The organism is Pseudovibrio axinellae (assembly GCF_900110875.1).
Lineage (GTDB): Bacteria > Pseudomonadota > Alphaproteobacteria > Rhizobiales > Stappiaceae > Pseudovibrio > Pseudovibrio axinellae.
In genome coordinates this window covers 324,067-349,422 of record NZ_FOFM01000004.1, presented here as the reverse complement: position 1 = coordinate 349,422, position 25,356 = coordinate 324,067, and the positions used below count along the sequence as shown (strand labels likewise).

General features: G+C 51.5%; 22 protein-coding genes and 1 pseudogene. 12 read left to right on the top strand and 11 right to left on the bottom strand.

Annotated features, from left to right (window positions below):
• Window positions 1-1,434 (top strand): annotated as a pseudogene (locus BMZ51_RS11970) (beta strand repeat-containing protein); the annotation flags it as partial.
• A 161-nt stretch (window positions 1,435-1,595) separates the two neighbouring features.
• Here the strand turns inward: BMZ51_RS11970 and BMZ51_RS11965 are convergent.
• The 4 genes from BMZ51_RS11965 to tpiA all read right to left on the bottom strand — a co-directional run bounded on the left by BMZ51_RS11965 (window position 1,596) and on the right by tpiA (window position 5,514).
• On the bottom strand, window positions 1,596-2,450 hold the full coding sequence (locus BMZ51_RS11965; protein WP_208979440.1) for a VOC family protein: 855 nt from the start codon (window positions 2,448-2,450) through the stop codon (window positions 1,596-1,598).
• Window positions 2,451-2,474: 24 nt separating this feature from the next.
• A complete protein-coding gene (locus tag BMZ51_RS11960; RefSeq protein ID WP_068001173.1) occupies window positions 2,475-4,103 on the bottom strand; it encodes a CTP synthase in 1,629 nt (542 codons plus the stop codon).
• A gap of 176 nt (window positions 4,104-4,279) precedes the next feature.
• Window positions 4,280-4,642, bottom strand: a complete 363-nt coding sequence (secG, locus tag BMZ51_RS11955; protein ID WP_068001170.1) for a preprotein translocase subunit SecG — start codon at window positions 4,640-4,642, stop codon at window positions 4,280-4,282.
• A 122-nt stretch (window positions 4,643-4,764) separates the two neighbouring features.
• Window positions 4,765-5,514 carry a triose-phosphate isomerase gene (tpiA, locus tag BMZ51_RS11950; RefSeq protein ID WP_068001167.1) on the bottom strand — a complete coding sequence of 250 codons (750 nt, stop codon included), beginning with the start codon at window positions 5,512-5,514 and terminating at the stop codon, window positions 4,765-4,767.
• 244 nt (window positions 5,515-5,758) lie between these two features.
• Here tpiA and BMZ51_RS11945 point away from each other — a divergent pair, with 244 nt between their 5' ends.
• The 6 genes from BMZ51_RS11945 to lexA all read left to right on the top strand — a co-directional run bounded on the left by BMZ51_RS11945 (window position 5,759) and on the right by lexA (window position 12,471).
• Window positions 5,759-7,642, top strand: coding sequence for a SurA N-terminal domain-containing protein (locus BMZ51_RS11945; RefSeq protein ID WP_068001164.1), 1,884 nt, complete (start codon window positions 5,759-5,761; stop codon window positions 7,640-7,642).
• A 250-nt stretch (window positions 7,643-7,892) separates the two neighbouring features.
• Window positions 7,893-8,930: an anthranilate phosphoribosyltransferase gene (trpD, locus tag BMZ51_RS11940; protein ID WP_068001162.1), complete on the top strand. Its 1,038-nt coding sequence runs from the start codon at window positions 7,893-7,895 to the stop codon at window positions 8,928-8,930.
• 13 nt (window positions 8,931-8,943) lie between these two features.
• The gene (trpC, locus tag BMZ51_RS11935; protein ID WP_068001159.1) at window positions 8,944-9,735 is read left to right on the top strand and encodes an indole-3-glycerol phosphate synthase TrpC; all 792 of its coding nucleotides are present in this window, start codon (window positions 8,944-8,946) and stop codon (window positions 9,733-9,735) included.
• 55 nt (window positions 9,736-9,790) lie between these two features.
• A complete protein-coding gene (gene moaC, locus BMZ51_RS11930; RefSeq protein WP_068001157.1) occupies window positions 9,791-10,294 on the top strand; it encodes a cyclic pyranopterin monophosphate synthase MoaC in 504 nt (167 codons plus the stop codon).
• Window positions 10,291-11,505 carry a molybdopterin molybdotransferase MoeA gene (locus tag BMZ51_RS11925; protein ID WP_068001155.1) on the top strand — a complete coding sequence of 405 codons (1,215 nt, stop codon included), beginning with the start codon at window positions 10,291-10,293 and terminating at the stop codon, window positions 11,503-11,505. The genes moaC and BMZ51_RS11925 overlap by 4 nt, the downstream gene beginning before the upstream one ends.
• A 249-nt stretch (window positions 11,506-11,754) precedes the next feature.
• Entirely contained in the window at window positions 11,755-12,471 is a 717-nt protein-coding gene (lexA, locus tag BMZ51_RS11920; protein ID WP_068001152.1) for a transcriptional repressor LexA, read from the top strand.
• On the opposite strand, the gene BMZ51_RS11915 is transcribed toward lexA, so the two are convergent.
• On the bottom strand, window positions 12,367-14,943 hold the full coding sequence (locus BMZ51_RS11915) for a ComEC/Rec2 family competence protein (protein ID WP_068001149.1): 2,577 nt from the start codon (window positions 14,941-14,943) through the stop codon (window positions 12,367-12,369). The two genes, lexA and BMZ51_RS11915, sit on opposite strands and share 105 nt — an antisense overlap.
• 126 nt (window positions 14,944-15,069) lie before the next feature.
• Here BMZ51_RS11915 and gltX point away from each other — a divergent pair, with 126 nt between their 5' ends.
• From gltX to BMZ51_RS11895, 4 genes are all read left to right on the top strand, one after another.
• On the top strand, window positions 15,070-16,494 hold the full coding sequence (gltX, locus tag BMZ51_RS11910) for a glutamate--tRNA ligase (protein ID WP_068001146.1): 1,425 nt from the start codon (window positions 15,070-15,072) through the stop codon (window positions 16,492-16,494).
• A gap of 232 nt (window positions 16,495-16,726) precedes the next feature.
• Window positions 16,727-18,019 (top strand): citrate synthase, encoded by a 1,293-nt coding sequence (gltA, locus tag BMZ51_RS11905; protein ID WP_068001142.1) that lies wholly within the window; start codon window positions 16,727-16,729, stop codon window positions 18,017-18,019.
• 141 nt (window positions 18,020-18,160) lie between these two features.
• Window positions 18,161-18,655 carry a hypothetical protein gene (locus BMZ51_RS11900; RefSeq protein ID WP_068001221.1) on the top strand — a complete coding sequence of 165 codons (495 nt, stop codon included), beginning with the start codon at window positions 18,161-18,163 and terminating at the stop codon, window positions 18,653-18,655.
• Between the two features lie 213 nt (window positions 18,656-18,868).
• Complete coding sequence (locus BMZ51_RS11895) at window positions 18,869-19,366, top strand: hypothetical protein (protein WP_208979439.1); 498 nt, start codon at window positions 18,869-18,871, stop codon at window positions 19,364-19,366.
• Between the two features lie 33 nt (window positions 19,367-19,399).
• Here the strand turns inward: BMZ51_RS11895 and BMZ51_RS11890 are convergent, their stop codons facing one another.
• Window positions 19,400-19,861 carry a GNAT family N-acetyltransferase gene (locus BMZ51_RS11890; RefSeq protein WP_068001140.1) on the bottom strand — a complete coding sequence of 154 codons (462 nt, stop codon included), beginning with the start codon at window positions 19,859-19,861 and terminating at the stop codon, window positions 19,400-19,402.
• A gap of 275 nt (window positions 19,862-20,136) precedes the next feature.
• Here BMZ51_RS11890 and BMZ51_RS11885 point away from each other — a divergent pair, with 275 nt between their 5' ends.
• Window positions 20,137-20,589 carry a hypothetical protein gene (locus tag BMZ51_RS11885; protein ID WP_068001137.1) on the top strand — a complete coding sequence of 151 codons (453 nt, stop codon included), beginning with the start codon at window positions 20,137-20,139 and terminating at the stop codon, window positions 20,587-20,589.
• 185 nt (window positions 20,590-20,774) lie between these two features.
• Here BMZ51_RS11885 and lpxB read toward each other — a convergent pair whose 3' ends face one another.
• From lpxB to lpxD, 5 genes are all read right to left on the bottom strand, one after another.
• Window positions 20,775-21,971 carry a lipid-A-disaccharide synthase gene (gene lpxB / locus BMZ51_RS11880; protein WP_068001134.1) on the bottom strand — a complete coding sequence of 399 codons (1,197 nt, stop codon included), beginning with the start codon at window positions 21,969-21,971 and terminating at the stop codon, window positions 20,775-20,777.
• Between the two features lie 3 nt (window positions 21,972-21,974).
• Window positions 21,975-22,844: an LpxI family protein gene (locus tag BMZ51_RS11875; protein ID WP_068001132.1), complete on the bottom strand. Its 870-nt coding sequence runs from the start codon at window positions 22,842-22,844 to the stop codon at window positions 21,975-21,977.
• Window positions 22,845-22,861: 17 nt separating this feature from the next.
• The gene (gene lpxA / locus BMZ51_RS11870) at window positions 22,862-23,662 is read right to left on the bottom strand and encodes an acyl-ACP--UDP-N-acetylglucosamine O-acyltransferase (protein WP_068001129.1); all 801 of its coding nucleotides are present in this window, start codon (window positions 23,660-23,662) and stop codon (window positions 22,862-22,864) included.
• A gap of 8 nt (window positions 23,663-23,670) precedes the next feature.
• Window positions 23,671-24,147, bottom strand: a complete 477-nt coding sequence (fabZ, locus tag BMZ51_RS11865; RefSeq protein WP_068001126.1) for a 3-hydroxyacyl-ACP dehydratase FabZ — start codon at window positions 24,145-24,147, stop codon at window positions 23,671-23,673.
• A gap of 107 nt (window positions 24,148-24,254) precedes the next feature.
• A complete protein-coding gene (gene lpxD, locus BMZ51_RS11860; RefSeq protein WP_068001123.1) occupies window positions 24,255-25,328 on the bottom strand; it encodes a UDP-3-O-(3-hydroxymyristoyl)glucosamine N-acyltransferase in 1,074 nt (357 codons plus the stop codon).
• Between the last annotated feature and the right edge of the window lie 28 nt (window positions 25,329-25,356).

Genomic DNA, 25,356 nt, shown 5'->3' with positions numbered 1-25,356 from the left:
CCCGATGGCACCTATTCCTTTGAAGCTGACGCCAATTTAGACAATGACCTGGCCCAGCAACTCACCTTTACGATCACCGCAACAGACAGCGACGGCGATACAACATCGGACACTCACACAATCACAATTACAGATGGCACAGACCCATTTGGCGGCGATATCATTGCGCTCAGTCTGGATGAAAGTGCTTTAGGAGAGCAAGTTGGAAATGGGGCTCCAACAGGCAACGTGGTGGGTTCAAACCCAGCAAGTGATGCAGAAACGGGCGGTGACATTCTGCAGTTCACCGCCGGTTCCGACGATATAATCAGCTTCACGATCGGGGATACTGCAAATATCGAAGTGAGAGATGACAGTGGCACACTCATCACCTCAATGAGCTGGACATCGTCAGCAGATAAACAGACACTCACTGGCTCCATACTTGGTCAGGATGTTCTCCAAATTTCTCTATCAGGGGCAAGCATAGCTGCTGGCACGACTGGCAACGCGCTCGTGACCGCAACACTTCTTGCACAATTCCCCCATGTCACCACTGGAACCAGTGATTTTACAGTCCTGGGCGTTCCCGTCGTAGCGACGGACACAGATGGCAGCACCGCGACCGGTATTACCAATATATCCATCAAGGATGACAACCCCGACGTTGATATTGCAGATTCACAGAATCTTGTATCTGAAGGCGAAACGATTACGGACACATTTAACCTTAGCTCTGGCGCAGATGGTTATTCTTCCGTCGTCGTTTATACAGATATCAACGACCCACACACAGTCAACTTGGCTCCTGGCACTCAAACCACGCTGTATACACCGGAAGGCGCACTCACCATTCACTCAAATGGCACTTGGGAGTTTACCGCCAATACAGGCTTGGATTTCTCCCAATTACAAACCCTTCAATTCTTCATATCTGTTGAAGATGGTGACGGAGACCAAGATACCGATAGCCATCTTATCTCTATCAAACAATCAGCTCCCCCTTTGATGGGCACTTCAGGAGATGACGTACTGACAGGCACCCAGACAAGTGAGCTCATCATCGGCCTCGAAGGCGAAGACCATATCTCCGGTATGGGCGGGCGCGACAGACTGGCAGGCATGGAAGGGCGAGACACACTTACAGGCGGAGCCGATCGAGACACGTTTGTTCTGGATCTATCAAACCTTACAATTGCAGATCTTATTACAGACTATGAATCTTCGGGCGTAGAAGCCGATTGCCTTGATGTGACCCAGTTGATCGGATCAGAGCAAATTACGCAGCAAAATGTTGGTGAATATTTCCACCTTTCAGGCGGAATTTTGAGTTTTGATCAAGACGGAGAGGGAACAAGCCACAACATGGTGCAGGTAATGGAGTTTTCATCTCCACCCGCCCAACTGGAACTCATTGTAGATGAAAATCAGGCACCCCTGATCGTCGTCGCCTGACGTAATCTCATAGGGGCAAAATCTGCATTGGTTTCATAACATACGCGCCGATCACACAAACATACATTGCTTAAAGAAAAATCAGTGGTTGCTGTGATTGATGCGCTGCGGATACCTGCCGCCAAACTAGAAACCCGGAAGCGATACTTCCGGGCATTCAGTTATCGGCATACGATGGTTAGACCAGCCATCTTACTGGCAGGAACAACCCAAAAGTTAGCGCGCATATATCCACCAAGATCCTTGCAATAAGCACCAAAGGCATCAAGATTATCGGCAACAAACCCAACGGCCGCCAGTTTCAAGCCCCCGCGGCCAGCTGGTGCTGTTACGCCGTAAAGGCTTTCATAGGCGCTTGGAGAGAGAACTTTGACAGTTCCGCGTGCTGTTTCGACCTCAAGTCCAAGGCTTGAAAGGCGTGCGGTCCGCTCACCAATAAAGGCCTTCAAAAACTCGTGATGGTCTGCCGGGTCATCTGCAACAAAAATTACCGCAGCCAGATCACTGACCGTATTTGGGTGAGACTGATACTCTGTCTGCCAGAAGTTTTCAGGAAACTTATTGTGGCAGGTAAAGAATCCCAATTCTGAACTTAGCGGGTCTGAGGTGAACGTCAGGTCAAAAGCAACCTGGCGCTCCTGCCCATCTGGCCCAATCGCAGTGCGTTCAAAAGAAAAAGGCGCGTACTCAACAAGGCCAGCAGCAGCAAACGCACTGCGGTCCATGTCAGAACTCATGCTATCAAGCACGAGCATGGAAGCGCCCTCTCCTTTATGAAGGAAATCACGATTGAATGCGCCAAATGAGAAAACACCCTCACTAGGCTCAGAAAGCTCTGCCCCTTCACCTATAGCCAGAACTTCAAGAAAACTGCCATTCAGTTGGATCAGGCGATTCTCAGTACCCCATGGGTGACGCGCATATGGCGTCACCTTAAATCCAAGCTGTTCCCATTGTTCAGCTGCATCCTTCAAAGAGTTTACAGCAAGAACGATGTGGTCAATTCCCTTAGTCAAAGCGCGTCCCCCAAAACCTATAGATTAAACCAGCCGGCTGTTATCGCGTGCAGCACCTACAAACGATGAGAACAATGGGTGTGGCTCAAATGGACGGGACTTCAGCTCTGGGTGGTACTGCACACCAATGAACCATGGGTGTCCCACGATTTCAACGGTCTCAGGCAACACACCATCTGGCGAGGTACCAGCAAACTTAAGGCCAGCCTGCTCCAACTTCTCACGGTAGGAGATGTTGACTTCATACCGGTGACGATGACGCTCGGAGATCTCGGTTGAACCGTAAATCTCTGCAATCTTACTGCCAGCTTCCAATGCAGCCTCGTAAGCACCTAGGCGCATAGTGCCACCAAGATTGCCTTCAGCGTGCCGCTGTTCTTTTTCGTTTCCGCGCGTCCACTCGGTCATCAAGCCAACAACTGGTTCATCAGTCGGCCCGAACTCAGTGGAGCTTGCATCACGAATGCCTGCCATATTACGAGCAGCTTCGACAACGGCCATCTGCATACCAAAGCAAATGCCGAAGTATGGGATTTTATTGACACGTGCATAATGGGCAGCAGCAATCTTGCCTTCAGAGCCGCGCTCGCCAAATCCACCAGGAACAAGAATGCCGTTCACATTGGATAGGAACTCGCTCGGGTCTTCTTTTTCAAAGACTTCTGATTCGATCCACTCGAGATTAACCTTTACGCCATTGGCGATTCCGCCATGAACCAAAGCCTCAATCAAGGATTTGTACGCATCTTTCAGGACAGTGTACTTGCCAACAATCGCAATGGTCACTTCGCCTTCAGGGCTGAAGAGTGACTCAACGATTTTCTCCCAACGGGAAAGGTCAGGTGCTGGAGCTCCTGTAATACCGAAAGCATCAAGAACCTGCGTGTCCAGACCTTCCTTATGATAGGTCAGCGGAACTTCATAGATGCTCTTTGCATCATATGCCGGAATAACCGCTTCTTCTCGAACGTTACAGAACTGAGAAAGCTTACGACGCTCGTTCTCTGGAATCTGGCGATCACAGCGAACCATAAGAATGTCAGGCTGAATACCAATTGAGCGCAGTTCTTTTACAGAGTGCTGCGTCGGCTTGGTCTTCATTTCACCAGCGCTTGCAATATAAGGCAGCAGCGTCAGGTGAATATAAACAGCCTGACCGCGCGGCAAATCATTACCGAGCTGACGAATTGCTTCAAAGAACGGAAGACCTTCAATGTCGCCAACGGTTCCACCGATTTCGCAAAGTACGAAATCATAGTCCTCGTTGCCATCCAACACAAAGTTTTTGATCGCATCAGTAACGTGAGGAATCACCTGGACGGTCCCGCCAAGGTAATCGCCACGGCGCTCCTTCGCGATGATGTCCTGATAGATGCGACCGGTTGTGATGTTATCTTGTTTGTTCGCTGGCCGACCTGTGAAGCGCTCGTAGTGCCCCAGATCAAGATCGGTTTCAGCCCCATCATCGGTCACATAACACTCACCGTGCTGGTAAGGGCTCATGGTACCTGGATCAACGTTCAAATAAGGATCAAGCTTACGGAGCCGAACCTTGTACCCGCGCGCTTGTAAAGCCGCGCCAAGAGCTGCGGAGGCAAGTCCCTTCCCAAGAGAAGAAACAACACCTCCGGTGATGAATATGTACCGTGCCATGGATCGCTACCACGTTTAAAGGGTGGAATTTATCAGTAGGGAAGCCAGTTTGATTAGCGTCTGATAATCCAATACCCTGGATATTTGAGTTATGTCTGAACGCACGAATGACGGACACTGCACAAGTGTGCGGTGCCGTCAAACGTATATTTCAACTGTTTCTGCTTTACAGCAGATTACTGAGCAGGTGGTACCTGCGGGCCAGTAGGCTGACTTTGCTGCTGAAGCTGGTCAAGCAGACCATTACTTCCACCCTGCTCGGTACCCTGTGCTTCTGAACCGGCAGGAACCTGTTCAAGCAAAGAGCCTGGACGCTCGTCGTAGCGAGCGAGCAAAGAAAGAGCGAGAGATGTTACAAAGAAGCAAATAGCAAGAATTGCAGTACCGCGTGTCAGCATATTTGCTGTACCACGACTGCTCATCACGCCACCGCCGCCGCCGCCAATACCCAATGCGCCGCCTTCGGAACGCTGAAGCAGAACCATTGCTACCAGCGCAACAACGACCATCAGGTGGATAACAATCAGAACGGTTTCCATAGGTATCCGTAGGTTTAATGAATGCGTTAGTCGGCCTTCTAACCGAATTTGCAGCGCCTTTCTACCCTAAAGGCGCCGCAAATTGGTGGACTGCGAAGAATATTATGACCGCTCCACGGCTATTAACCGCGATAAGCCTCAGCAATTCCAAGGAAATCTGCGGCTTTCAGGCTTGCACCGCCGACAAGCGCGCCATCAACGTTTTCAACCGCAAGAAGCTCTTTTGCGTTACCTGGCTTAACAGAACCACCGTATAACACGCGCATTTTGCTACCCACTTCGGCACCGAACTGCTTTACAAGCGTTGCACGAATAGATGCATGCACTTCAGCAACATCTGCTGGCGTTGGCGTCAGGCCAGTGCCGATTGCCCATACCGGCTCATAAGCGATGACGGTATTTTCAGCCAAAGCACCTGCTGGTACAGAGCCAAGAACCTGCTTTGTAACAACATCAAGTGTTGTGCCTGCGCGGCGTTCGCTTTCAACTTCACCCACACAAACAATTGCAACAAGGCCAGCACGGTAGGCTGCCTCTGCCTTTTCGCAAACATCTGCATCAGTTTCGCTATGGTCTTCGCGGCGTTCAGAATGGCCAACGATCACATATGCACCACCAGCATCGCGGATCATTTCCGCGGAGATATCACCAGTATGCGCGCCGTTTTCTTTAGCATGACAGGTCTGTGCGCCAATTGCGATTTTGTCTTGGGAAGCCAACTGGGCAACCAGCAAAGCAGGCGGACAAATCAGGAGTTCTACTTTTTCGGAAAGCGCTGAGTCGTATCCCGCGCCCATTGCATCCAGCTCTGCAGCTGCAGCCTTAAGGCCATTCATTTTCCAGTTACCAGCAACAAGTGGCCGATTAGTCATTTATTCGTTCCCCAAATATGAATTCTAACTTCCCAATTGGAATGCGTGCTCACTAGCAGAAAAAACACTTAAGTCCCATAGTGGATTACCGCTAGTGCGATGAACTTCGTATCTACTGGCGAATCTCACAGGCTTTATGTTGTGTAAACTTGCCCCCAGACAAAAGGAACACTATTATCCGGCGACCTTGCATGTGCGCGCGGGGAGATTAAGCCTCGCCTTCAACAAGAGAACGGATATAATTATGCTCGACGCGCTACGTAATAGCGTAGGTTCCTGGTTTGCAAAACTGCTGATCGCCCTTTTGGTGCTTAGCTTTGCAGTTTGGGGAATCGCTGACGTCTTTACTGGAATCGGCTCCACATCTGTCGCCTCAGTCGGTGACAAAGAAATTTCGGCTGAAGAATTCCAACGAGCCTATTCACGCGAGCTCGACCAGCTGTCACGCCGCGTCGGCCAGCCTGTCACACAGGAACAGGCCGCTGCATTTGGCGTACCAGCGCAGGTTTTGGGTCGCCTCATCGCCGAGGCTGCGCTTGACAATGAGGCATCTAAGCTGCGCATCGGCGTATCTGACGAAGCAATCATTAAAACCATTCAGGAAACCCCAGCGTTTCAGGGCGTAAATGGTTATGATCGCAATCGCCTCTCTCAGGTACTCTATAACCTTGGCATGAACGAAGATGAATTCGTCATGCAACAGCAGCTTGTTGCCGAGCGCCAACAGCTTGCAGAAGCGATCATCGGTGGTATCAAAGTACCACAGACCATGCTGGAAACCTTCGATAAGTACGCAATGGAAGAGCGCCGCGTTGAATACTTCATTCTCCCGCAAAGCTCGCTGACAGATGTCCCTGCCCCAACAAACGAAGAGCTGACAGCATTTTTTGAAAGCAACAAAGGCAACTACAAAGCACCTGAATACCGCAATGCGGCTATCATTGAGCTGACTGCTGATAAAATCGCAAACCCTGATAATATTACAGATCAGGAGATTGCGCAGGAATACGAACGCACAAAAAATCGCTACCAGAGCGGAGAGCAGCGCCGTATCTACCAGATTTCCTTCCCAACAAAGCAGGAAGCGGAAACAGCAGTTGTTCAGATGGAGTCTGGTAAGACATTTGAAGACTTGATGAACGAGCAGGGTCTGACTGAAAAAGACGTCGACCTGGGCCTCATGAACAAGGCCGGCTTCCTTGACCAGAAAATTGCAGATGCTGCTTTTGCCTTGAAGGAAGACCAGACCAGCAACGTGGTTGAAGGTCAGTTCACCAACGCAATCCTTTTTGCAAAAGAGATCAAACCTGCCGCAGTTCAACCTCTTGATGAAGTCAAAGATGAAATCCGCGCATCACTTGCACAACAAAATGCCGCTGATGAAGTTGAAGACCTTTACAACGAAATTGAAGATGCGCGCGCAGGCGGAAGTACATTTGAGGAAATTGCTGAACGTTTCAACCTAGACCTCACCACCACACCCGCCTTCGACGCTTCTGGCAAAAACGAAGCAGGTGAAACAGTGGACCTCCCAGAGGCAAATGCGCTAACCACCGCTGTCTTCTCAACTGATATTGGCGTCGAAAACGACCCTCTGGAAATTGGACGCTCCGGTCACCTTTGGTACGAAGTGAAAGAAGTTACACCATCGCGCGACAGAGAACTCTCTGAAGTGAAAGAAGCTGTAACTGCTGATCTGATGGCTGCACGCAATGCCGAGCTACTGGAAGAAAAAGCCAAAGCTCTGGTTACAGAAATTAAAGCTGGAAAATCTCTTTCTGAGATCGCGGCTGCAGAAGGCCTGACAACAAACACATCTGAGCCATTCACCCGCAATGGCGGTGCAGCAAACCTTTCCGGCGCAGCAGTAAGTGCAGCATTTTCGGGACCAAAAGGTACAGCAACTCAGGTACCTGGCAACAATGAAGATCGGATCCTTCTTGTCCTCACAGACACGACAACCCCGGCCTTCATGACAGACTCTGAGAATGTAAAGCGCATCGATACTCAGATGACAGGTGCTCTGGAAAGTTCCCTGCTCAATCAGTTCATCGCCCAACTGGAGCAGACTGAAGGTGTACGAGTAAACCAGTCAGTCTTCAATCAGTTGACTGGCCTAAATCGCTAAAAGACAAATCCTTGTCGAAAACAAGCCCGCCACACTTTTATGTGTGGCGGGCTTTTGTTTATCTCCTAGACAGCCCTCTGAAAGCTATCTAATAGTAAATCTTTGAATACACTTCGGCGTACTCTGGATAAGCAAACACGGCTTTGCAGCCAAGAGTACGCGATAGAACAAAAACTTAAGGCAGCCTGAGCGAACCAGCACAAACGCAAACTGCTATAAGATATTATCTAAGAGATTGAGGGGGTTTACCGTGAGCAATCTAAAAAGTCTCATTGCAATAGTCGCTGACGGAAACGCGTTGAACAGAGCTCAAGCTCGCGAAGCTTTCGAGATCATAATGTCAGGCGCGGCCACCCCTGCACAAATTGGCGGTTTTCTGATCGCTTTGCGCATGCGCGGCGAAACCATCGACGAAATTTCTGCCGCAGTGGAAACGATGCGTTCCAAGATGATCCCGGTCAAAGCACCCGAGGATGCAATCGACATTGTTGGAACCGGTGGTGACTCCTCTGGGTCCTACAATATCTCAACATGTACTGCGATCGTTGTTGCTGGCTGCGGCGTCACAATAGCAAAACACGGCAACCGATCACTCTCCTCAAAGTCAGGCTCTGCAGAAGCGCTTGTAGAATTAGGCGTTAACCTGGACTTAAATGCAGACGGAATTAGCCACTGCATCCAGGATGCAGGCATTGGCTTCATGTTTGCACCCAATCACCACAAGGCAATGCGCCATGTTGGCCCTGCACGCATTGAGCTCGGCACCAGAACCATATTCAATATTCTTGGTCCACTCGCCAATCCAGCAAGTGCAAAACGTCAAATGACGGGCGTATTCGCTCAACAATGGGTAGAGCCGCTTGCGAACACCTTGAAAGAGCTGGGTACAGAGAAGGCATGGATCGTCAACGGTTCGGACGGAATGGATGAAATCACAACCACGGGTCCAACCTATGTTGCCGAGCTGAAAGACGCAAAGGTCACGACCTTTACCGTCTCACCAGAAGACGCAGGCCTCCCGCTCGCAAAAGCAGAGGACCTCAAAGGCGGCAACCCTAAGCAAAATGCCCAGGCCTTGAGAGAAGTCTTGCAGGGTGCAAAAAACGCCTATCGCGACATCGTTCTTTTCAACTCAGCAGCATCCCTCATCGTTGCAGATAAAGTCTCAACACTCACAGACGGTGTTAAAATGGCCGCAAACACCATTGACTCTGGTGCGGCCCTCTCCCGACTAGATAAACTTGTTGAAGCCTCAAACGCTGCAACCGCCGCCAACATGAAACTTTAAGATCCTATATCCCATGTCAGACATCCTAAAGAAAATCGAAGCTTATAAGCGTGACGAAATCAACGCCGCGAAGGCGCTTGTTCCACTAAATGAGCTTGGCGAAGCAATCAAAGCTGCAACACCAACACGCGGCTTTGCAAACGCTTTAAAGGCCAAGCATGCCAACGGCGAATATGCGCTTATTGCTGAAGTTAAAAAGGCCAGCCCCTCAAAAGGCCTGATCCGTGCGGACTTTAACCCACCAGCGCTGGCAAGTGCCTATGAGAACGGCGGCGCGGCATGCCTGTCTGTTCTGACGGATACTCCATCCTTCCAGGGTAAGCCGGAGTACCTTATCGCTTGTCGCGACCAAGTCTCGCTGCCCGTTCTGCGCAAGGACTTCCTTTATGATACCTATCAGGTCTTTGAAGCACGTGCCTGGGGCGCTGATTGTATCTTGATCATCATGGCAGCAGTTGATGATACACTAGCAAAAGAGTTGGAAGATGCAGCGTTTGAGTTAGGCATGGACGCATTGATCGAAGTCCATGACGAAGCTGAGCTGGAGCGAGCACTAAAGCTTTCATCTCCGCTTGTCGGCATTAACAACCGCAATTTAAAAACCTTTGAAACATCATTGGAAACCAGCGAGCGCCTCGCACCTCTTATTCCGCAGGACCGGATTATCGTTGGTGAGAGCGGCCTATTCACATCGCAAGACCTTTCCCGAATGGAAAAATCCGGCATTTCAACCTTCCTCATCGGTGAGAGTCTGATGCGTCAGGATGACGTTGAAGCCGCAACAAAAAATCTGCTTAAGCGCTGAACATACAGCTATTTAACAAGCTGCACCTGAAGACCATGTACCCAGAGGCAAGAAAATGTCAGACCTTTCTCCAAAATTAACCCACCTTGATGACAGCGGTGCTGCACATATGGTCGACATCTCGGAGAAAGAGGTCACCTCACGCATTGCACGTGCTGGTGGTCAGGTAAAAATGCAGGCTGACACTTTAGACATGATCCTTTCTGGAAACGCCAAGAAAGGCGACGTCCTTGCCACGGCTAGAATTGCCGGGATCATGGCGGCGAAGAGAACACATGAGCTGATCCCGCTGTGCCATCCTCTTGCTCTTTCTAAGGTTCAGGTGGAGTTCACTCCAAACCCTGACCTGCCGGGAATTGAGATTGAGGTGTTTGCCAAGGTCTCAGGGCAAACTGGTATTGAGATGGAAGCTCTTACAGCAGCTTCGGTGGCTTGCCTTACGATCTATGATATGGCAAAGGCGGTTGATCGCTCAATGGAGATTGGCGAGATCCGGTTACTAGAGAAAAAGGGTGGAAAGTCAGGGCACTATCTGGCCGAGGAGGACATTTCCAAATGAGTCTGATCAGTATCGAAGACGCTCTCAGTCGCCTCTTGAAAGACATTATTCCAATCCAAAGCGAACAGTTGCCGCTTTTGGAAACAGGTGGTCGCGTACTTGCTGAAGATGTGAAAGCAACGCGTACGCAGCCTCCGTTCTCAGCCTCTGCTATGGACGGGTATGCTGTTAAAGCTTCAGATACAACAAACCAAGATAACCCATTGAAAGTTATCGGAGAAGTTGCTGCTGGCCACAGCTTTGAAGGGACATTAAAAGCTGGAGAAGCGCTTCGGATTTTTACTGGGGCTCCGGTTCCTGGGGGAGCGGACGCTATTTTGATGCAGGAAAATGCCCGCCGTGACGGGGATAACCTGTTTTGTCTTGAAAGCGTGAGCGTTGATAAGTTCATTCGCCCCGCCGGCCTAGACTTTCACGAAGGCCAGGTGCTCCTCACCAAAGGCACGCTGCTTGGGTTTCGTGAACTCTCGCTGGCAGGGGCAATGAACCATGCAACATTGCCGGTGCGCAAAAAGCCTGTTGTGGCAATTTTGGCCAATGGCGATGAACTGGTCGAGCCAGGTCAGACTCCCGGCCCGAATCAGATCATCGCCTCCAATCAGGTTGGCATCGCTGAGTTCGTCAAAAACTGTGGTGCAACACCAATGATGCTGGGTATTGCACCGGATCAACCTGAGGCGATTGCAGCGCGCGTCAAGCAGGCAATCCACGCAGAAGCTGACATACTCGTCACGCTCGGCGGCGCATCAGTGGGTGACCATGATCTCATTCAAGGCGTTCTTGGCGCACAAGGCATGGAGCTGGATTTCTGGCGCATCGCAATGCGCCCAGGCAAGCCGCTCATGGCAGGTGCACTGGGGCCCATGAAGGTACTTGGCCTGCCAGGCAACCCGGTCTCCAGCCTAGTATGTGCGCTTTTGTTCCTTGGCCCGCTACTGGACGAAATGCTGGCGCGCTCACAGAGCCAGGAAAGTCAAGAGGTTACCAAGGCAACGCTCGCAAAAGACCTGCCTGCAAACGATCTGCGGCAAGACTACGTGCGCGCAAGCCTGAGCACCGATGAACAGGGCAACCTGATTGCTGAGCCCTTCAGCAAACAAGACTCATCCATGCTCGCTCTCCTGACAAAAGCAGATACCTTGATCGTCCGTCCGCCACACGCACCAGCTGCAAAGGCGGGTGAAAAAGTGGACCTTCTCAAGCTACGCTAATTGGACAAGCCCGGAGTGGACAACCCCTGTCCACTCACCCATCAAAGACTGAATCCCCCAGTTCTTGCAGGACTTAACCTGAACAAACCCATTGCAGAACACAATGAGAACAGGTAGAGTACGTTCGTGTTTTGTCCTTCCAATCGTAGAAGTTGAACTTCTTTATCGCCTTGGAAGAGCGAATTCGCCTACAGACTGACTTGATCACATTATTTCAATCTGCGCCTTAGGAGCCAATGGGGATAAAAGATGCTTACACAGAAGCAGCATGAGCTTTTGATGTTCATCCATCAACGCTTGAAGGAAGCTGGCATTCCGCCCTCCTTCGACGAGATGAAGGACGCTCTGGATCTCCGCTCCAAATCCGGTATCCACCGCCTGATTACGGCACTGGAAGAACGCGGCTTCATTCGTCGCCTGCCAAATCGCGCCCGCGCACTGGAAATTCTTAAACTTCCAGAATCTGCATCCCCTGCTTTAAAACCTGCTGCAAAGGACAAAGGCTTTGCACCAGAGGTCATAGAGGGCTCTTTAAGCAAGAAGGTGGCACCTCCCCAACGCCCCACTTCGCCAGATGAAGTGCCGACACTGGAAATTCCGGTTATGGGCCGCATCGCAGCCGGTGTCCCGATTGAGGCCATTCAAACCCAGAGCCATTCCATAGCAATGCCGGCCGACCTGATGGGGCGTGGTGAGCATTATGCCTTGGAAGTCAAAGGTGACTCCATGATCGATGCCGGGATCTATGACGGCGATACAGTGCTGATTAAGCGTGGCGACACTGCAGAAAATGGCGAGATCGTTGTGGCTTTGATTGATGATGAAGAAGCAACACTGAAGCGTTTACGCAAAAAAGGCGCCTCAGTCGCGCTTGAAGCGGCCAACACCGCCTACGAAACTCGCATCTTCGGCCCGGGGCGTGTCCGCATTCAAGGCAAGATGACTGCGCTCTTCCGCCGCTATTAACTCGCTGGTTATACTAGGTAGTTTGGGGTTCCAAGGCCTGCGCTGAGCATGATATGCCCAGCGCACTTTTTCTATCTGCCCCCCGCGCTCACTCCCGCCAGTAAGCCAAATATAAACAGCACCACGTTTCCCAAACATCTGCTGGTCAATCACCAACTCAGCCCTGCAAGCTTCTGGGGCCTGCGCTTGTGTCACGACAATGGCCGCCAGGCGACAATCAGCCTCCAGCAAATCTGGAGATTTAGACTGCGCAAGCGCGACCGGGCTGATCCCGTACCGCCCGCCTTTTTTGACCTCCCGCGGGTATATCTTCAAAACACAGCCTTGTTTATCGCAGGTGCGGTCTAAAGCCCTTGCCTTATGAGCCTTAAAGGATGCACCAGACAGTCCCCCCGCTCGCAACAAACTATCTGCTGCAAATGACATACGAGAAGACGTCAAACGAAGCCCCCCATCCTCGTCATAAAAAGCAATGTGCTTTCCTGTGTCAGCGACCATGAGGTCTGGGGGCCTGTCCGCGGCAAAAACCACCACTGCTCCGCCAAGTATAGGTGCTGCAAACCATTTCAGGCGCGATGGCATCACACACAGCACAACAACGCTAGTGATCAGCATCAAGTATCCAGCCACGCTAGCAACCCCAAGGCTGGTCAGGCCATCGCTGAGTGAACTGACCCAGTAAGCTGCCTTTAAAACCAGCTGCAAGCCCGCTGCCATGCCCGAAAGGAAAAGCGCGTCAGCCCCAACTGGGATGCTCAGCAGGCTTAACAAACCAAGGGGCATAACCACGAAGGTGACAAGAGGCATAGCAAGAACATTACCAAGCACGCCATAAGGGGCGACCTGCTCAAAATGCATTGCCGCAATGGGAGCTGTTGCAGCACCAGCAATCAGCGAGGTCAACGCACATGCAAGCAACCATTTAAACGCTGTCCTCATTCCCCGTTCAAACGAGGACAGGTCTTGCCTGCGAGCAGCCTTGCCCGAACCAACTAGCCAGTTTTTGCCAATGGAATAAGAGGTCAGCAATGCCAGCACGGCGCAAAACGACATTTGGAAACCGGGTGCTAAAACCTCTTCGGGCCTTACGCTCAACAACACAAGGCAAGCAATCGCCAGCCCACGAAGGCTGAAGGCCCGCCTGCCAATGAGTGCAGCGCATAGTATCAGGACAGACATCAAATAGGCCCGTTGAGTTGCAACAGAAGCACCTGACAAACCAAGATAAACACTTGCTGCAATCAACGCCGCCACGCTGGCATAAACATGGATATGGCCTTTTAAAGCAAGCGAAGGGCTGAGCGACAAGATCCAGCGAACGGCAAAGAACACAAGGGAGGTTACAAGCCCCATATGCATACCGGAAATTGCAAGCACATGAGCAAGCCCGGCATTTCTTAAGGCCTCCTTATCGGAGTCCACAAGATGGTCACGTTTTCCCACCAACAAGGCGACAGCAAAGGCACTTTCAGGGCTATAATCCAACACCCGCCGTATCCGTTCAGCAATTGCTTCGCGCCCCCTGCCCACCAGCGGCAAAAAACTTAGTCCCGCTGAGCCTGGTGAAAGAACAGGGCGCGAAAGCCCATAGCCAACTGCCCCAATACCACTAAAAAATGCAGTTCTTGCAAAGTCATAGCCGCCCGGCCTCACAACCCCGCCAGGGGGGACCAGCCGCGCTTTAATCTGCATATTCTCCCCCACAAGCGGGGTCTGCTTCATCCCTTTGATGCTAAGGCGTATGAAATAGGGAAAGGGAGTTGTTCCCTCCTTGGTCACGGAGACCACATCAGCCAGAACGATAGAGTAAGCTGACTGCCCCGATTGCTTAACGCTACGAATGGTTCCTTCCACTTTGCGCGTAATCGGTCGATCCAGAGGGTCCCCCCTTGCAAATTCAACGCGCAAGTCCGCAAGAAAGAAACCACCAAAGAAGAACAACAAGGCAACCTGTGTTGCCGTAGCATGCCCGCGCCTCCACCGGAAAAACGCGAGTCCCCCCAGTAAGATAACCGGCATTGCACTTAAAACACCGTAGGGCTCGGCAGGAAGAGAGAAGTAGACCAATGTGCCCGCCATATGGCTCAGGGCATACCAAACGATGCCTTGCCCTCGGCTCCAATCCTGCTGCAGGACCGACCGGGCATAACTGAGCAAATGCATCTGGTCTGGCTTGAGCATAACCCTGCCCCAACCATGAACGGCAAGCCAAAGACCCACCCAAGCCTGTTTACAACGATCAAGAACGCCAACCCGCTGAACTATGGACGGAAATTCACTGTTTGCGTTGCTATGTAAAACATCTGCGCGATTTTGCGTTTTTGGCCGTGGCTTTGTATGCGCCTCATGTTCCCTCGTGCGCTGCGCAACCCCACTGGCAGAAAACTTATCCCCCTCCACGCACAGTGCGCTTACTCTGGTACCTACAACACCAGATTGCGACTTGCCTGAGGATGATTGCCCCTCTCGCACCCCTAAGCCCCTTTCTGCCCCTTGGGAGAAGCCCCGTGCTATGTTACACAGCCCACACAGATACGGCGCCCCGCCGTAATTACCCCGAATTTATCGATGTAACCTTTGAGAATTCCAAGTAGGCCTATGACCAAAAACGTCGTTACGCGCTTCGCGCCATCCCCGACCGGCTACCTTCATATTGGTGGCGCTCGCACAGCTCTGTTCAACTGGCTCTACGCAAAGCGCCATGGTGGCAAAATGCTTTTGCGTATTGAAGACACTGACCGTTCCCGCTCCACTGATGAAGCCGTGGAAGCGCTGATGGATGGCCTGTCCTGGCTGGGTATGGACTGGGACGGCGAGCCGATTTCTCAGCACGCCAATGCTGAGCGTCACCGCGAAGTGGCACAGCAGATGGTCAAAGACGGCACGGCTTACTACTGTTACAGCACAGCAGAAGAAGTCAACGCGATGCGCGAAAAGGCCCGCGCTGAAGGCCGTCCGCCGCGCTACGATGGCACCTGGCGTGATCGTGATGCCTCCCAGGCTCCAGAAGGTGTCTCCCCTGCAATTCGTTTGAAAGCACCGCTGGAAGGCGATACAATTGTGCAGGACGAAGTTCAGGGCACTGTTAAGTTTGCAAACAAAGAGATGGACGACCTTGTCCTGCTGCGCTCTGACGGTAACCCAACTTACATGCTTGCCGTTGTGGTGGATGATCACGACATGAACGTCACCCATATTGTGCGCGGTGATGACCACCTGACCAACGCAGCACGCCAGACGCTCATTTACAAAGCACTGAACTGGGACGTGCCAGTCATGGCGCATATTCCGCTGATTTACGGACCAGACGGCGCAAAGCTTTCCAAACGTCACGGCGCAATCGGTGCTGAAGCCTACCGCGCAATGGGGTACCTGCCCTCTGCAATGCGCAACTACCTTGCGCGCCTGGGCTGGTCCCATGGTGATGATGAAATCTTCTCTACCGAGCAAATGATCGAGTGGTTTGGTTTCGATGCTATCGGCAAATCCCCATCCCGCTTCGACTTCAAAAAGCTGGAAAACCTGAACGCTCATTACATGCGCTCAGAAAGCGATGAAGAGCTACTGGGACACTTCCTCACCTACCTGACAGAGATAGAAGGCGGTGCCGACGTCATGGCGTGGATTGCAGGTGACGGCAATCAGGACAAGCTGCTTGCAGCTCTGCCAGGTCTTAAAGAGCGTGCAAAGACCCTGATCGAGCTTCAAGAATCTGCAAGGTACCTTTGGGTTCAGCGCCCGCTGGATCTGGACGCAAAAGCTGAAAAGATTCTCTCCGAAGAAGCCCGCACAGTACTTGGTAAAGTTCTGCCTGCCCTGGAAGCTTTGGACGCATGGACAGTGGAAAGCACCGAAGAAACTGTCAAAGCAGTTGCAGAAGAGGCCGAACTCAAGCTTGGAAAAGTTGCCCAACCGTTACGTGCTGCACTCACAGGTCGTGGTACATCCCCAGGCATCTTTGACGTGCTCGTCGTCCTCGGAAAAGACGAATCTTGCGCACGCATCCGCGATCACGCTGCGTAATGTATTGAATTAAAAAAGAAACTACCGCTGCAAGTACTAGTCATTCGTAGCGGTAGTTACACTTATCACTGAAAGCATTGGTTGCGAGCGCTTGCCCCATCGCGGCAAATGATATAGGCAGTTTCACGACAACACTCTCCTCCGGGCGGAAACGTCAGTTCATGCAGTGTATTCAATTGTACACAAATTATACGCAGTCGCATGAGGAGATACAAAATGGGGGTTGCCTGATATGAGCGACAAAACAGCGAAACTGACTATCGGAGACCAGAGCTGGGATTTTAATATCAGTTCCGGGTCCATAGGCCCTGATGTCATGGACATCGCATCGCTTTACAAACAGACTGGCCGGTTTACTCTAGACCCGGGCTTTACGTCTACTGCCTCATGTGAATCCAAGATCACTTACATCGATGGTGACCAAGGTACGCTTTTGTACCGTGGCTATCCGATTGAACAGCTCGCCGAACATGGCGACTTTTTGGAATCCTGCTACCTGCTGCTGTACGGCGAGCTGCCAACACGCGCAGAAAAGGATGATTTCGTACATCGTGTGACTTACCACACAATGATCCACGATCAGATGAGCTCTTTCTTCAAGGGTTACCGTCGTGACGCCCACCCGATGGCAGTCATGACCGGCACCGTTGGAGCTCTCTCCTCCTTCTATCATGACAGCACCGACATCTCCGATCCACATCTGCGCATGGTTGCTTCCCTGCGTATGATTGCGAAGATGCCGACCATCGCTGCCATGGCATACAAATACCACGTTGGTCAGCCGTTCGTTTACCCAAGAAACGATCTGGACTACGCATCCAACTTCCTGCACATGTGCTTTGCTGTTCCATGTGAAGATTACAAGGTGAACCCGGTTCTGGCACGCGCTATGGACCGCATCTTCATCCTTCACGCAGACCACGAGCAGAACGCTTCAACCTCCACCGTTCGTTTGGCAGGTTCTTCAGGTGCTAACCCATTTGCATGTATTGCAGCTGGTATCGCATGTCTGTGGGGCCCGTCTCATGGCGGTGCGAATGAGGCAGCTTTGAACATGCTCTCCGAAATCGGCTCTGTTGACCGTATTCCTGAGTATGTAGCACGTGCAAAAGACAAAAATGACCCGTTCCGCCTCATGGGCTTCGGTCACCGCGTCTACAAAAACTACGACCCACGCGCACGCATCATGCAGAAAACCTGTCATGAAGTGCTTGCAGAGCTGGGCCACCAGGATGATCCGCTCCTCGAAGTTGCAATGGAACTGGAAAAAGTTGCATTGACCGATCCATACTTCGTCGACAAGAAGCTCTACCCGAACATTGACTTCTACTCCGGCATCACCCTGCGTGCACTCGGCTTCCCAACCACCATGTTCACAGTGCTCTTTGCACTGGCGCGCACAGTCGGTTGGATTGCACAGTGGAAGGAAATGATTGAAGATCCTTCCCAACGCATCGGTCGCCCGCGTCAGCTGTACACTGGGTACGCTGAGCGTGACTATCAGCCAATCGACCAGCGTCGTTAAACTCATAAAACTTATCGAAGAAAAAGGAGGCAACTTGCCTCCTTTTTTATTTGAACCCAGACCATCTGCAATAAACTTCGCAAACTATGGCAACACTTTGCCATACTCATGCCCAAACACATTCATATCTTGGTGATTTCAATGGCAGCTGGGCGAAGCAAGCCCATCAGGAAGAAGGACGTGTTTATGCGCCAGTACTGTGTTCCCGTTTCCACTGCCTTTTGCCTTCTTGCCAGCTGCCTGCTCACCTCGCCCTCCGCCTTTGCCAACATTCAAGATACGAGAAACGTCGCCTTCTCTGAGCTAACCATGCAAGATGGCTCCTCAGATAACTCTATCTGCCTTGAGCGTTATGGAAACGGCTACACGATCTCACCCTCAAAGGATGCGCCCAAGCGCTCCTACGTCAGCGACAAAGGCCATACAATCACGCTTGTCGATAGAAGTGAGATCATGGGACAGGGCATTTTTGCAGAACACGACCGTTTCATGATGACCTTTCCCAAAGAACAAGATGAGGAGATTGAAGTCACGCAGTTCGTAACTGGGTTTGCAGGGGGGGAATCCTATAGCGGTGTCTTCACCGATGGCACATGCACCGGCAAAGTCACAGTCGGTCCATGGAGCTTGCATTAGCCGTAATTCTGGCTGCACCAAAAAAACCACGCTCTACGTCAGGACCATACCGGCTAAATTCGATGAGTATTTGCTTCAAACAAATGCAGGCTCAATACAGATGTATTAAGTGACGCAGCCTAAACTTCCTCTCAACTTCAAAAGGATCATGCATCCGCATCCAAGTGCAATCCAATCCTCACACATGAGAGGCACAGAACATCGGGGGTTCAGATGGAAAAGTACATAAGTCTTGAAAAACAAATGTGTTTTGGCATAGCCTTAGCGCTCTCCCTCACAATGCTAAGCCCAGCAAACAGTCAGTTCATTAATCGTGACAACCTTTCAAATCCCTTTGCAGACAACAAGCGCCTGTCCACCATACGCACAATCGCTATAGATAGCCTACGAGCACTCAATGATGCTATTGAAGGCGATTTTTGCACCAAACGATATGGCACCGGATATAAAGTTTACCCTGACCCCAACGGCCAACAGGGGCAGTTTGTCACCGACATGGGGCATAAATTCTTTCTCTACGCCCGCAGTGAAGTGCGCGAAGACCACATCTACGCAGAACATTCACAGTTACTGACAACCTTTCCCGGCGACCCGGATAAGCAGTTCGAAGTCACACAATACGTCACTGGTTTCATAGACTCCAAAATCTACAGCGGCGTCTTTTCAGATGGCTCTTGTTCTGGAAAATTCACGGTTGTGGACGCCAAATAACAAGAAATTATAAGGTCTCGCTAAAGTGAGCTGCTAATCCAGCTCAAAGCATTTGCTCACAGAAGTCTCAGTGGTTTTATAGCTGCGAAAACCAACGGCCTCATAATACCCAAGGCCTTCCGGGTTAGATGCGCCAATCGTTGCGTCAATCTTTTGCAACCCTGCTCTCTTTGCCGCTACCAGCGTTGAAGCAAACAGCGCACGCCCAACACCACGACGTCCTGCACTTGCGCGCACATGAGTGCCAATTATGCCCCAGCCCGGCGTCACATCATAAGCGTTATGCTCACACGCCTTTTTCAGTACCTGCAGCCCCAGGAGTGACCCATCAGCATCTTCCACCACAGCACACTGAATATTATCCTCATGCTCAATGTAGTTGGAGCACACAAAGCCCTCATCACTTGGTCGGCTGCGCTTTCCAAGTGCAGCAAGTTCCTGTAAAAAACCGCTGATCTGCGCAGCATCTGCTAAAACCGCATTCCTGACCTTCATAGATACTCCTCAAACTGTATTGGTTCCGCACACCCTCATAGGCACTATAAGGATGCACAAGCGCATCGCACAGCACAAAAGCTGCAACCCGGCCAAGTCCTGCACAATGCACCACAACCTGGTGCGATCATTTAAAAACTGCTTCAAACCAGCCCGGCTCTTCAAACCAAACCTTCATCCTGACCAAGGTTTATGCAAAACTGAGGGCATGCATTAACACAGCAGGTCTAGTCTCTCTCCGCGTCAGGCGACAACAGCCAGAAGTGAGAGCCTTTATGATAAAACGCCTAAGCGCAGCTGTAAGCCTTGGTCTCCTGCTTACCATCGGCACCGCAGATGCAGCTGACAATCAGAAAGCTGATCATGACGATGAGGTTGTCACATTCTCTGAGCTAACCTTGGCAGACGGAAGACCGGATGATGGCATCTGCGAAAAACGCTATAAATCCGGGTTCACAACAGCAGAACTGTCAGGCACCCCAAGAGAGCCAGATAAGAAGACCTCAGGGCAAGAGCCTAGAGTCATTATATCATCCACCGGCGGCACGATTGGGGATGGCATTCTCTCAATGGAGAACGAATACGAGCTTATCTTTCCAAATGAAAAGAACACTGAGCCCGTAGAAATGAAGGTCTTTGCAACCGCACTGATTGGAAGCGGCTCAGCCTCGGGCGTCTTTTCAGACGGCACATGCCGCGGCAAAGTCACGATCCATTCAACTCAATAGCCAGCCATTTGCACAAAGCGGCAACAAGAGCGCAACACAGTCTCTCGCGGCATTCCTGTTCACACAGGCCCCGCAAACCCACCTTATGCAATCTATCATCGCATTAAAGAATCACTTTATATAAATAGATAAACTCATATAATTCAGTGAGATAAATAACATTATTAAACCATTTTAAGAGGTAGCTAAACCAAAACTCCAGCGGTTTCCAAAATAGCTCGAGCAGCCTTACCAGCCTGGCTGTCACCTGCTGGCAGCTTCATGCGCTCATCAATACGCGTAAACGCGTCAAGTTGAGCCTGACGCTCAGGGCTATCGTGCAGCAACCTCAAAACAGAGGCGCTCATGGCTTCCGGCGTGGCTTCGTCCTCTAGAAATTCCGGTATGGAATTATCTCCCAACACCAGATTGGGCAACACCATTGTGTTCGCCCCGATAATCTTAACATAGCGATTCATTTGCTTGAGCCGACGGAAAAACCAGTCCAGCTTATAGGCGACAGTCATAGGCACGCCAGCAATAGCAAGCTCCAATGTCACCGTACCACTGGCGGCAAGCGCTGCATTTGCTTTCCGCATTGCTGCAAACTTCTCCGCCTCTCCGCACACAATATAAGGCTTCACCGCCCAGGATTGAACCCCTTCACGAATGCGCGCTTCTTGATGAGGCACAGCCGGGATCGTGACAACCACATCTGGCTCCTGGGCACATATCAGCTCAACTGCCTTTCCAAAGGGCTCCAGCAAACGAGTGACCTCACTGCCGCGAGAGCCTGGCAGGACGATCAGCTGCTTCTTGCCAGCGCCCAACGGTTGGCGCTCGCCAGGTCCCGGGCGCAGGTCAGCAAGGCGTTCAATCAAGGGATGCCCCACATAGGTGCAAGGCGGCCCGCCAAGGCGCTGATGCGTCTCAGGCTCAAACGGCAAAAGAGCAAGCAGCCGATCCACATAAACAGCCATCCTCTTCGCTCGACCCGGACGCCACGCCCAAACAGAAGGACTGACATAATCAACGACCGGAATATGAGGCGCTTTCTTGCGAACCCGTTTAGCAACATTGTGAGTGAAATCAGGAGAGTCGATAATCAGCAGCAAATCTGGCTGCTCAGCAATCACCGCATCCACGCTCTGGTGCACGCGTTTGATAATCGTAGGCAATCGTTCCAACACCGCTGTGATGCCCATAACTGCGATATCATCAAGCGGAAACAGAGAGGAAACACCTTGGATCGCCATGCGCTCGCCGCCAATGCCGCACACCTGAAGACGCTCACCAATTAGAGCCCGTAGTGATTTAATCACTTCAGCACCAAGCTGGTCACCAGACTCTTCACCAACCACGAAGAACACCTTAAACGGCTTTGCGCGCACAATATCACTCATGCCTTAACCCTCATGCCCTTCAAAGTCTTCATTGCGCGTACAGCCGTAAAGAAAAACGCCAAGCTCATTACACAGTCGCTCCACTTCATCGCGGTGCACCACCAAGACTCGCCCAGCTTCAACACAAACGCCCTTCAACTGAGCATCAGAGGCTTTTTGTATGGTTTGCGGCCCAATGGTCGGCATATCAAGGCGCAGGTCCTGTTGCGGCTTAGAGCACTTTACAAGCACACCAGCCGCCCCTTTGGAACGCACACGCCCATTGGCACGCAGCGCAGTAATACGCTCCAGCATGGCATCTGTGCCCTCAGCCCCTTCAACAGCCACCACGCGCGCACCCACTGCAATCGCACCCTGCCCGATATCCAGCCGGCCCACAGCGTCCACGGCCTGAATTGCAAGCTCCATATCACTTAAAGCTTTGGCATCTGGCTTTGGTCCAGCCACATGGCCAGGATTTGCAACCAGTCCCGGAGCAACTTCATGAGCACCAACCACGTGCAACCCCTCTCGTTCAAATATACCGGCAACCTTCACCAGCAAATGATCATCACCACCCACAACAGCAGCGATAATACGCGGCAACCGCCACATTGTACCAAAATCACCAAGAATGGATGTAAAGTCCGGCCGTCTCTGCACTGCGCCAATCAGGACGACATCTCGCACGCCTCGCGATTTCAGTGTTGAGAACAACTTGCCAATCTGCCCCCAACCAAGCTCAACAGGGTTAAACGCAGAAAGGGAGGCATCTGCCTCCCCTTTGATTGCGATAGTAACCACATCACGACCTTGCGCCAAAGCTGAGCGAATGACTAGCCCGGGCAAATCGCCGCCACCGGCGATCACAGCAATAGGAGCCTGCTTCGTCATGAATTCAAAACAGACCCTTATTCGCCGGACTTGCGTGGTGTACAAAAGCTACGCTTTTCGTCATCCAGCATAAACTTGGTCATCGTCTGCACGCCGTCAAAACCTGCATAATTGGTGCGGGCCGCATCAGCACGCGAACGCAAGGTTCCCTCTTCACCGTTAAAGATCTCCTTGTAAGCACCTCGAAGGGCATGGATCTCTTCACGAGAAAAGTTGCGCCGCTTTAAACCAATCAGGTTCAGGCCAGCAAGACGCGCTCGGTCACCAATTACTGAGCCGTAAGGAATGACGTCAAACTCAACACCGGTCAAACCACCAATGATCGAATGCGCTCCAACCCGGCACCACTGACGCACAGCCGACAAGCCACCAAAAATGACATGGTCTTCAACTTCAACATGACCTGCAAGCGTCGCGTTATTTGCCATGATAACACCATTGCCCACCAGACAATCATGACCAACATGAGTGCCCATCATAAACAAGCAGCCATTTCCAACACGCGTAACACCACCGCCACCAGCAGTGCCAGGGTTCATGGTCGTGTGCTCACGGATCTGGTTATCTTCACCAATCTCCAAAAGCGTATCTTCACCCGCGTATTTCAAATCCTGCGGCTGATGCCCTATGCTAGCAAATGGAAAAATCTTGCTGCGTGCTCCAATGGTCGTACGCCCGGCAATAACAGCATGAGAAACAAGTTCTACATCATCGCCAAGAGTAACCTTGGGGCCCACCATGCAGTAGGGACCGATCTTGACATTCTCTCCAAGTACGGCCCCATCCTCGACAATCGCGGTGGGATGTATCTGTTGCATTAACGACCTCAATTCGCCTGATCTGAGTCGACAAGCATTGCGCTAATTTCTGCTTCAGCGACTTTCTGTCCGTCAACCATCGCAACACCTTCAAACTTCCAAATTGTGGCACGATTACGGATTTTCTTCACATGAAAGCGAACTTGGTCACCAGGAACGACTGGCTTGCGGAACTTACACTTATCAATGGTCATGAAGTAAACCAGTGAAGGTGCATCTGTGTTGTTACGTGCATGCACGCAAATAGCACCTGCAGTTTGTGCCAGGGCTTCAATAAGAAGCACGCCCGGCATAACAGGCTTACCTGGGAAGTGACCCTGGAAGTGCGGTTCGTTGATGGTTACATTCTTGATACCAACAGCAGAATTATCGCCATCAATATCAACAATCCGGTCGATCATCAAAAACGGGTAGCGGTGCGGCAACAGCTCCATCACGCGCATGATATCGGCGCTGTCCAGTATTTGGGTCTCTACATCACTCATCATAATGCCTCAATAATATCGGTTTAGACTGGGCCCGCTCCCTCTCAAGGAACAGGAGGGCTTCCTCGCCTCTCTCACCAGTCAGCTTTCGAGATATAATCCCGGCTCTAATTCTCTTTTTTCTTGCTGCCCTGCGCAGCAAGTCGGCGGATCATGGTTATTTCTTTAAACCACTCCCGTATCGGTCGCGCTGGCACACCGCCATAGCGCCCACCAGGGGCCAGGTCTTCGTGCACAGCACTAACGCCGGCAATCTGCGCACCCATGCCCACGCGAACGTGGCCGGATACACCTGACTTTCCTCCCATTACCACATAATCCTCAAGCGTAGCACTACCTGAGATTCCCACTTGGGATACAATTACACAGTGTTTGCCAATGTTGGCGTTATGCCCAATCTGAACCTGATTATCAATCTTGGTTCCATCATCCACGATTGTGTCACGATTTGCGCCACGATCAACACAGGAACCGGCACCAATTTCAACATCATTGCCAATCACGACACGGCCAACCTGCGGAACCTTTATGTGTCCGCCTGCGCCCATCGCAAAACCAAACCCATCCTGTCCCAAACTTACATTGGGATGAATGATAACGCGGTCACCCAAAACACTATGCTGCACACTGGAATTTGCACCAATGGAGCACAGCTCACCCAACTGACAATTGGAGGCAATCACGGCATTGGGACCAACAACAGAGCCCGCCCCGATGACAACACCTGCGCCAATCACCGCTCCAGCCTCTACGATAACCCCTTCGCCCAGCACAGCGCTGTCTTCCACAAACGCAGCTGCACTCACTCCCCGCTCAGATGTAGCAGGAAGTGGACGCATCGCAGAAGGGTAAAGCTTTGCCAAGACCTTCGAAAGCGAACGATAAGGCTCCTTGGCAAGCAGCGGGATCACGCCCTCAGGCACTTTCTCCAGATGCTTCTTACTCACCAAACACGCGGTTGCGTGCGTCTCGGTAAGTTGGTCAAGATATTTGGGGTTGTCAATAAACACCAGAGTCCCGGCGACACCCGCATCAAGCGGCACAACACCGGAAATGGTCAAATCGCCATCACCACGAACAATCTCCGCCCCAGCCCACTCAGCAATTTGTTTAATCGTTATCTTCTGAGCTTCAGGGAAGAAAACTGGGCTAACTTCAGGTTGATTGGATGGTTCGGTCATAGGATCCTACACAAAAAAACGGCCGCCG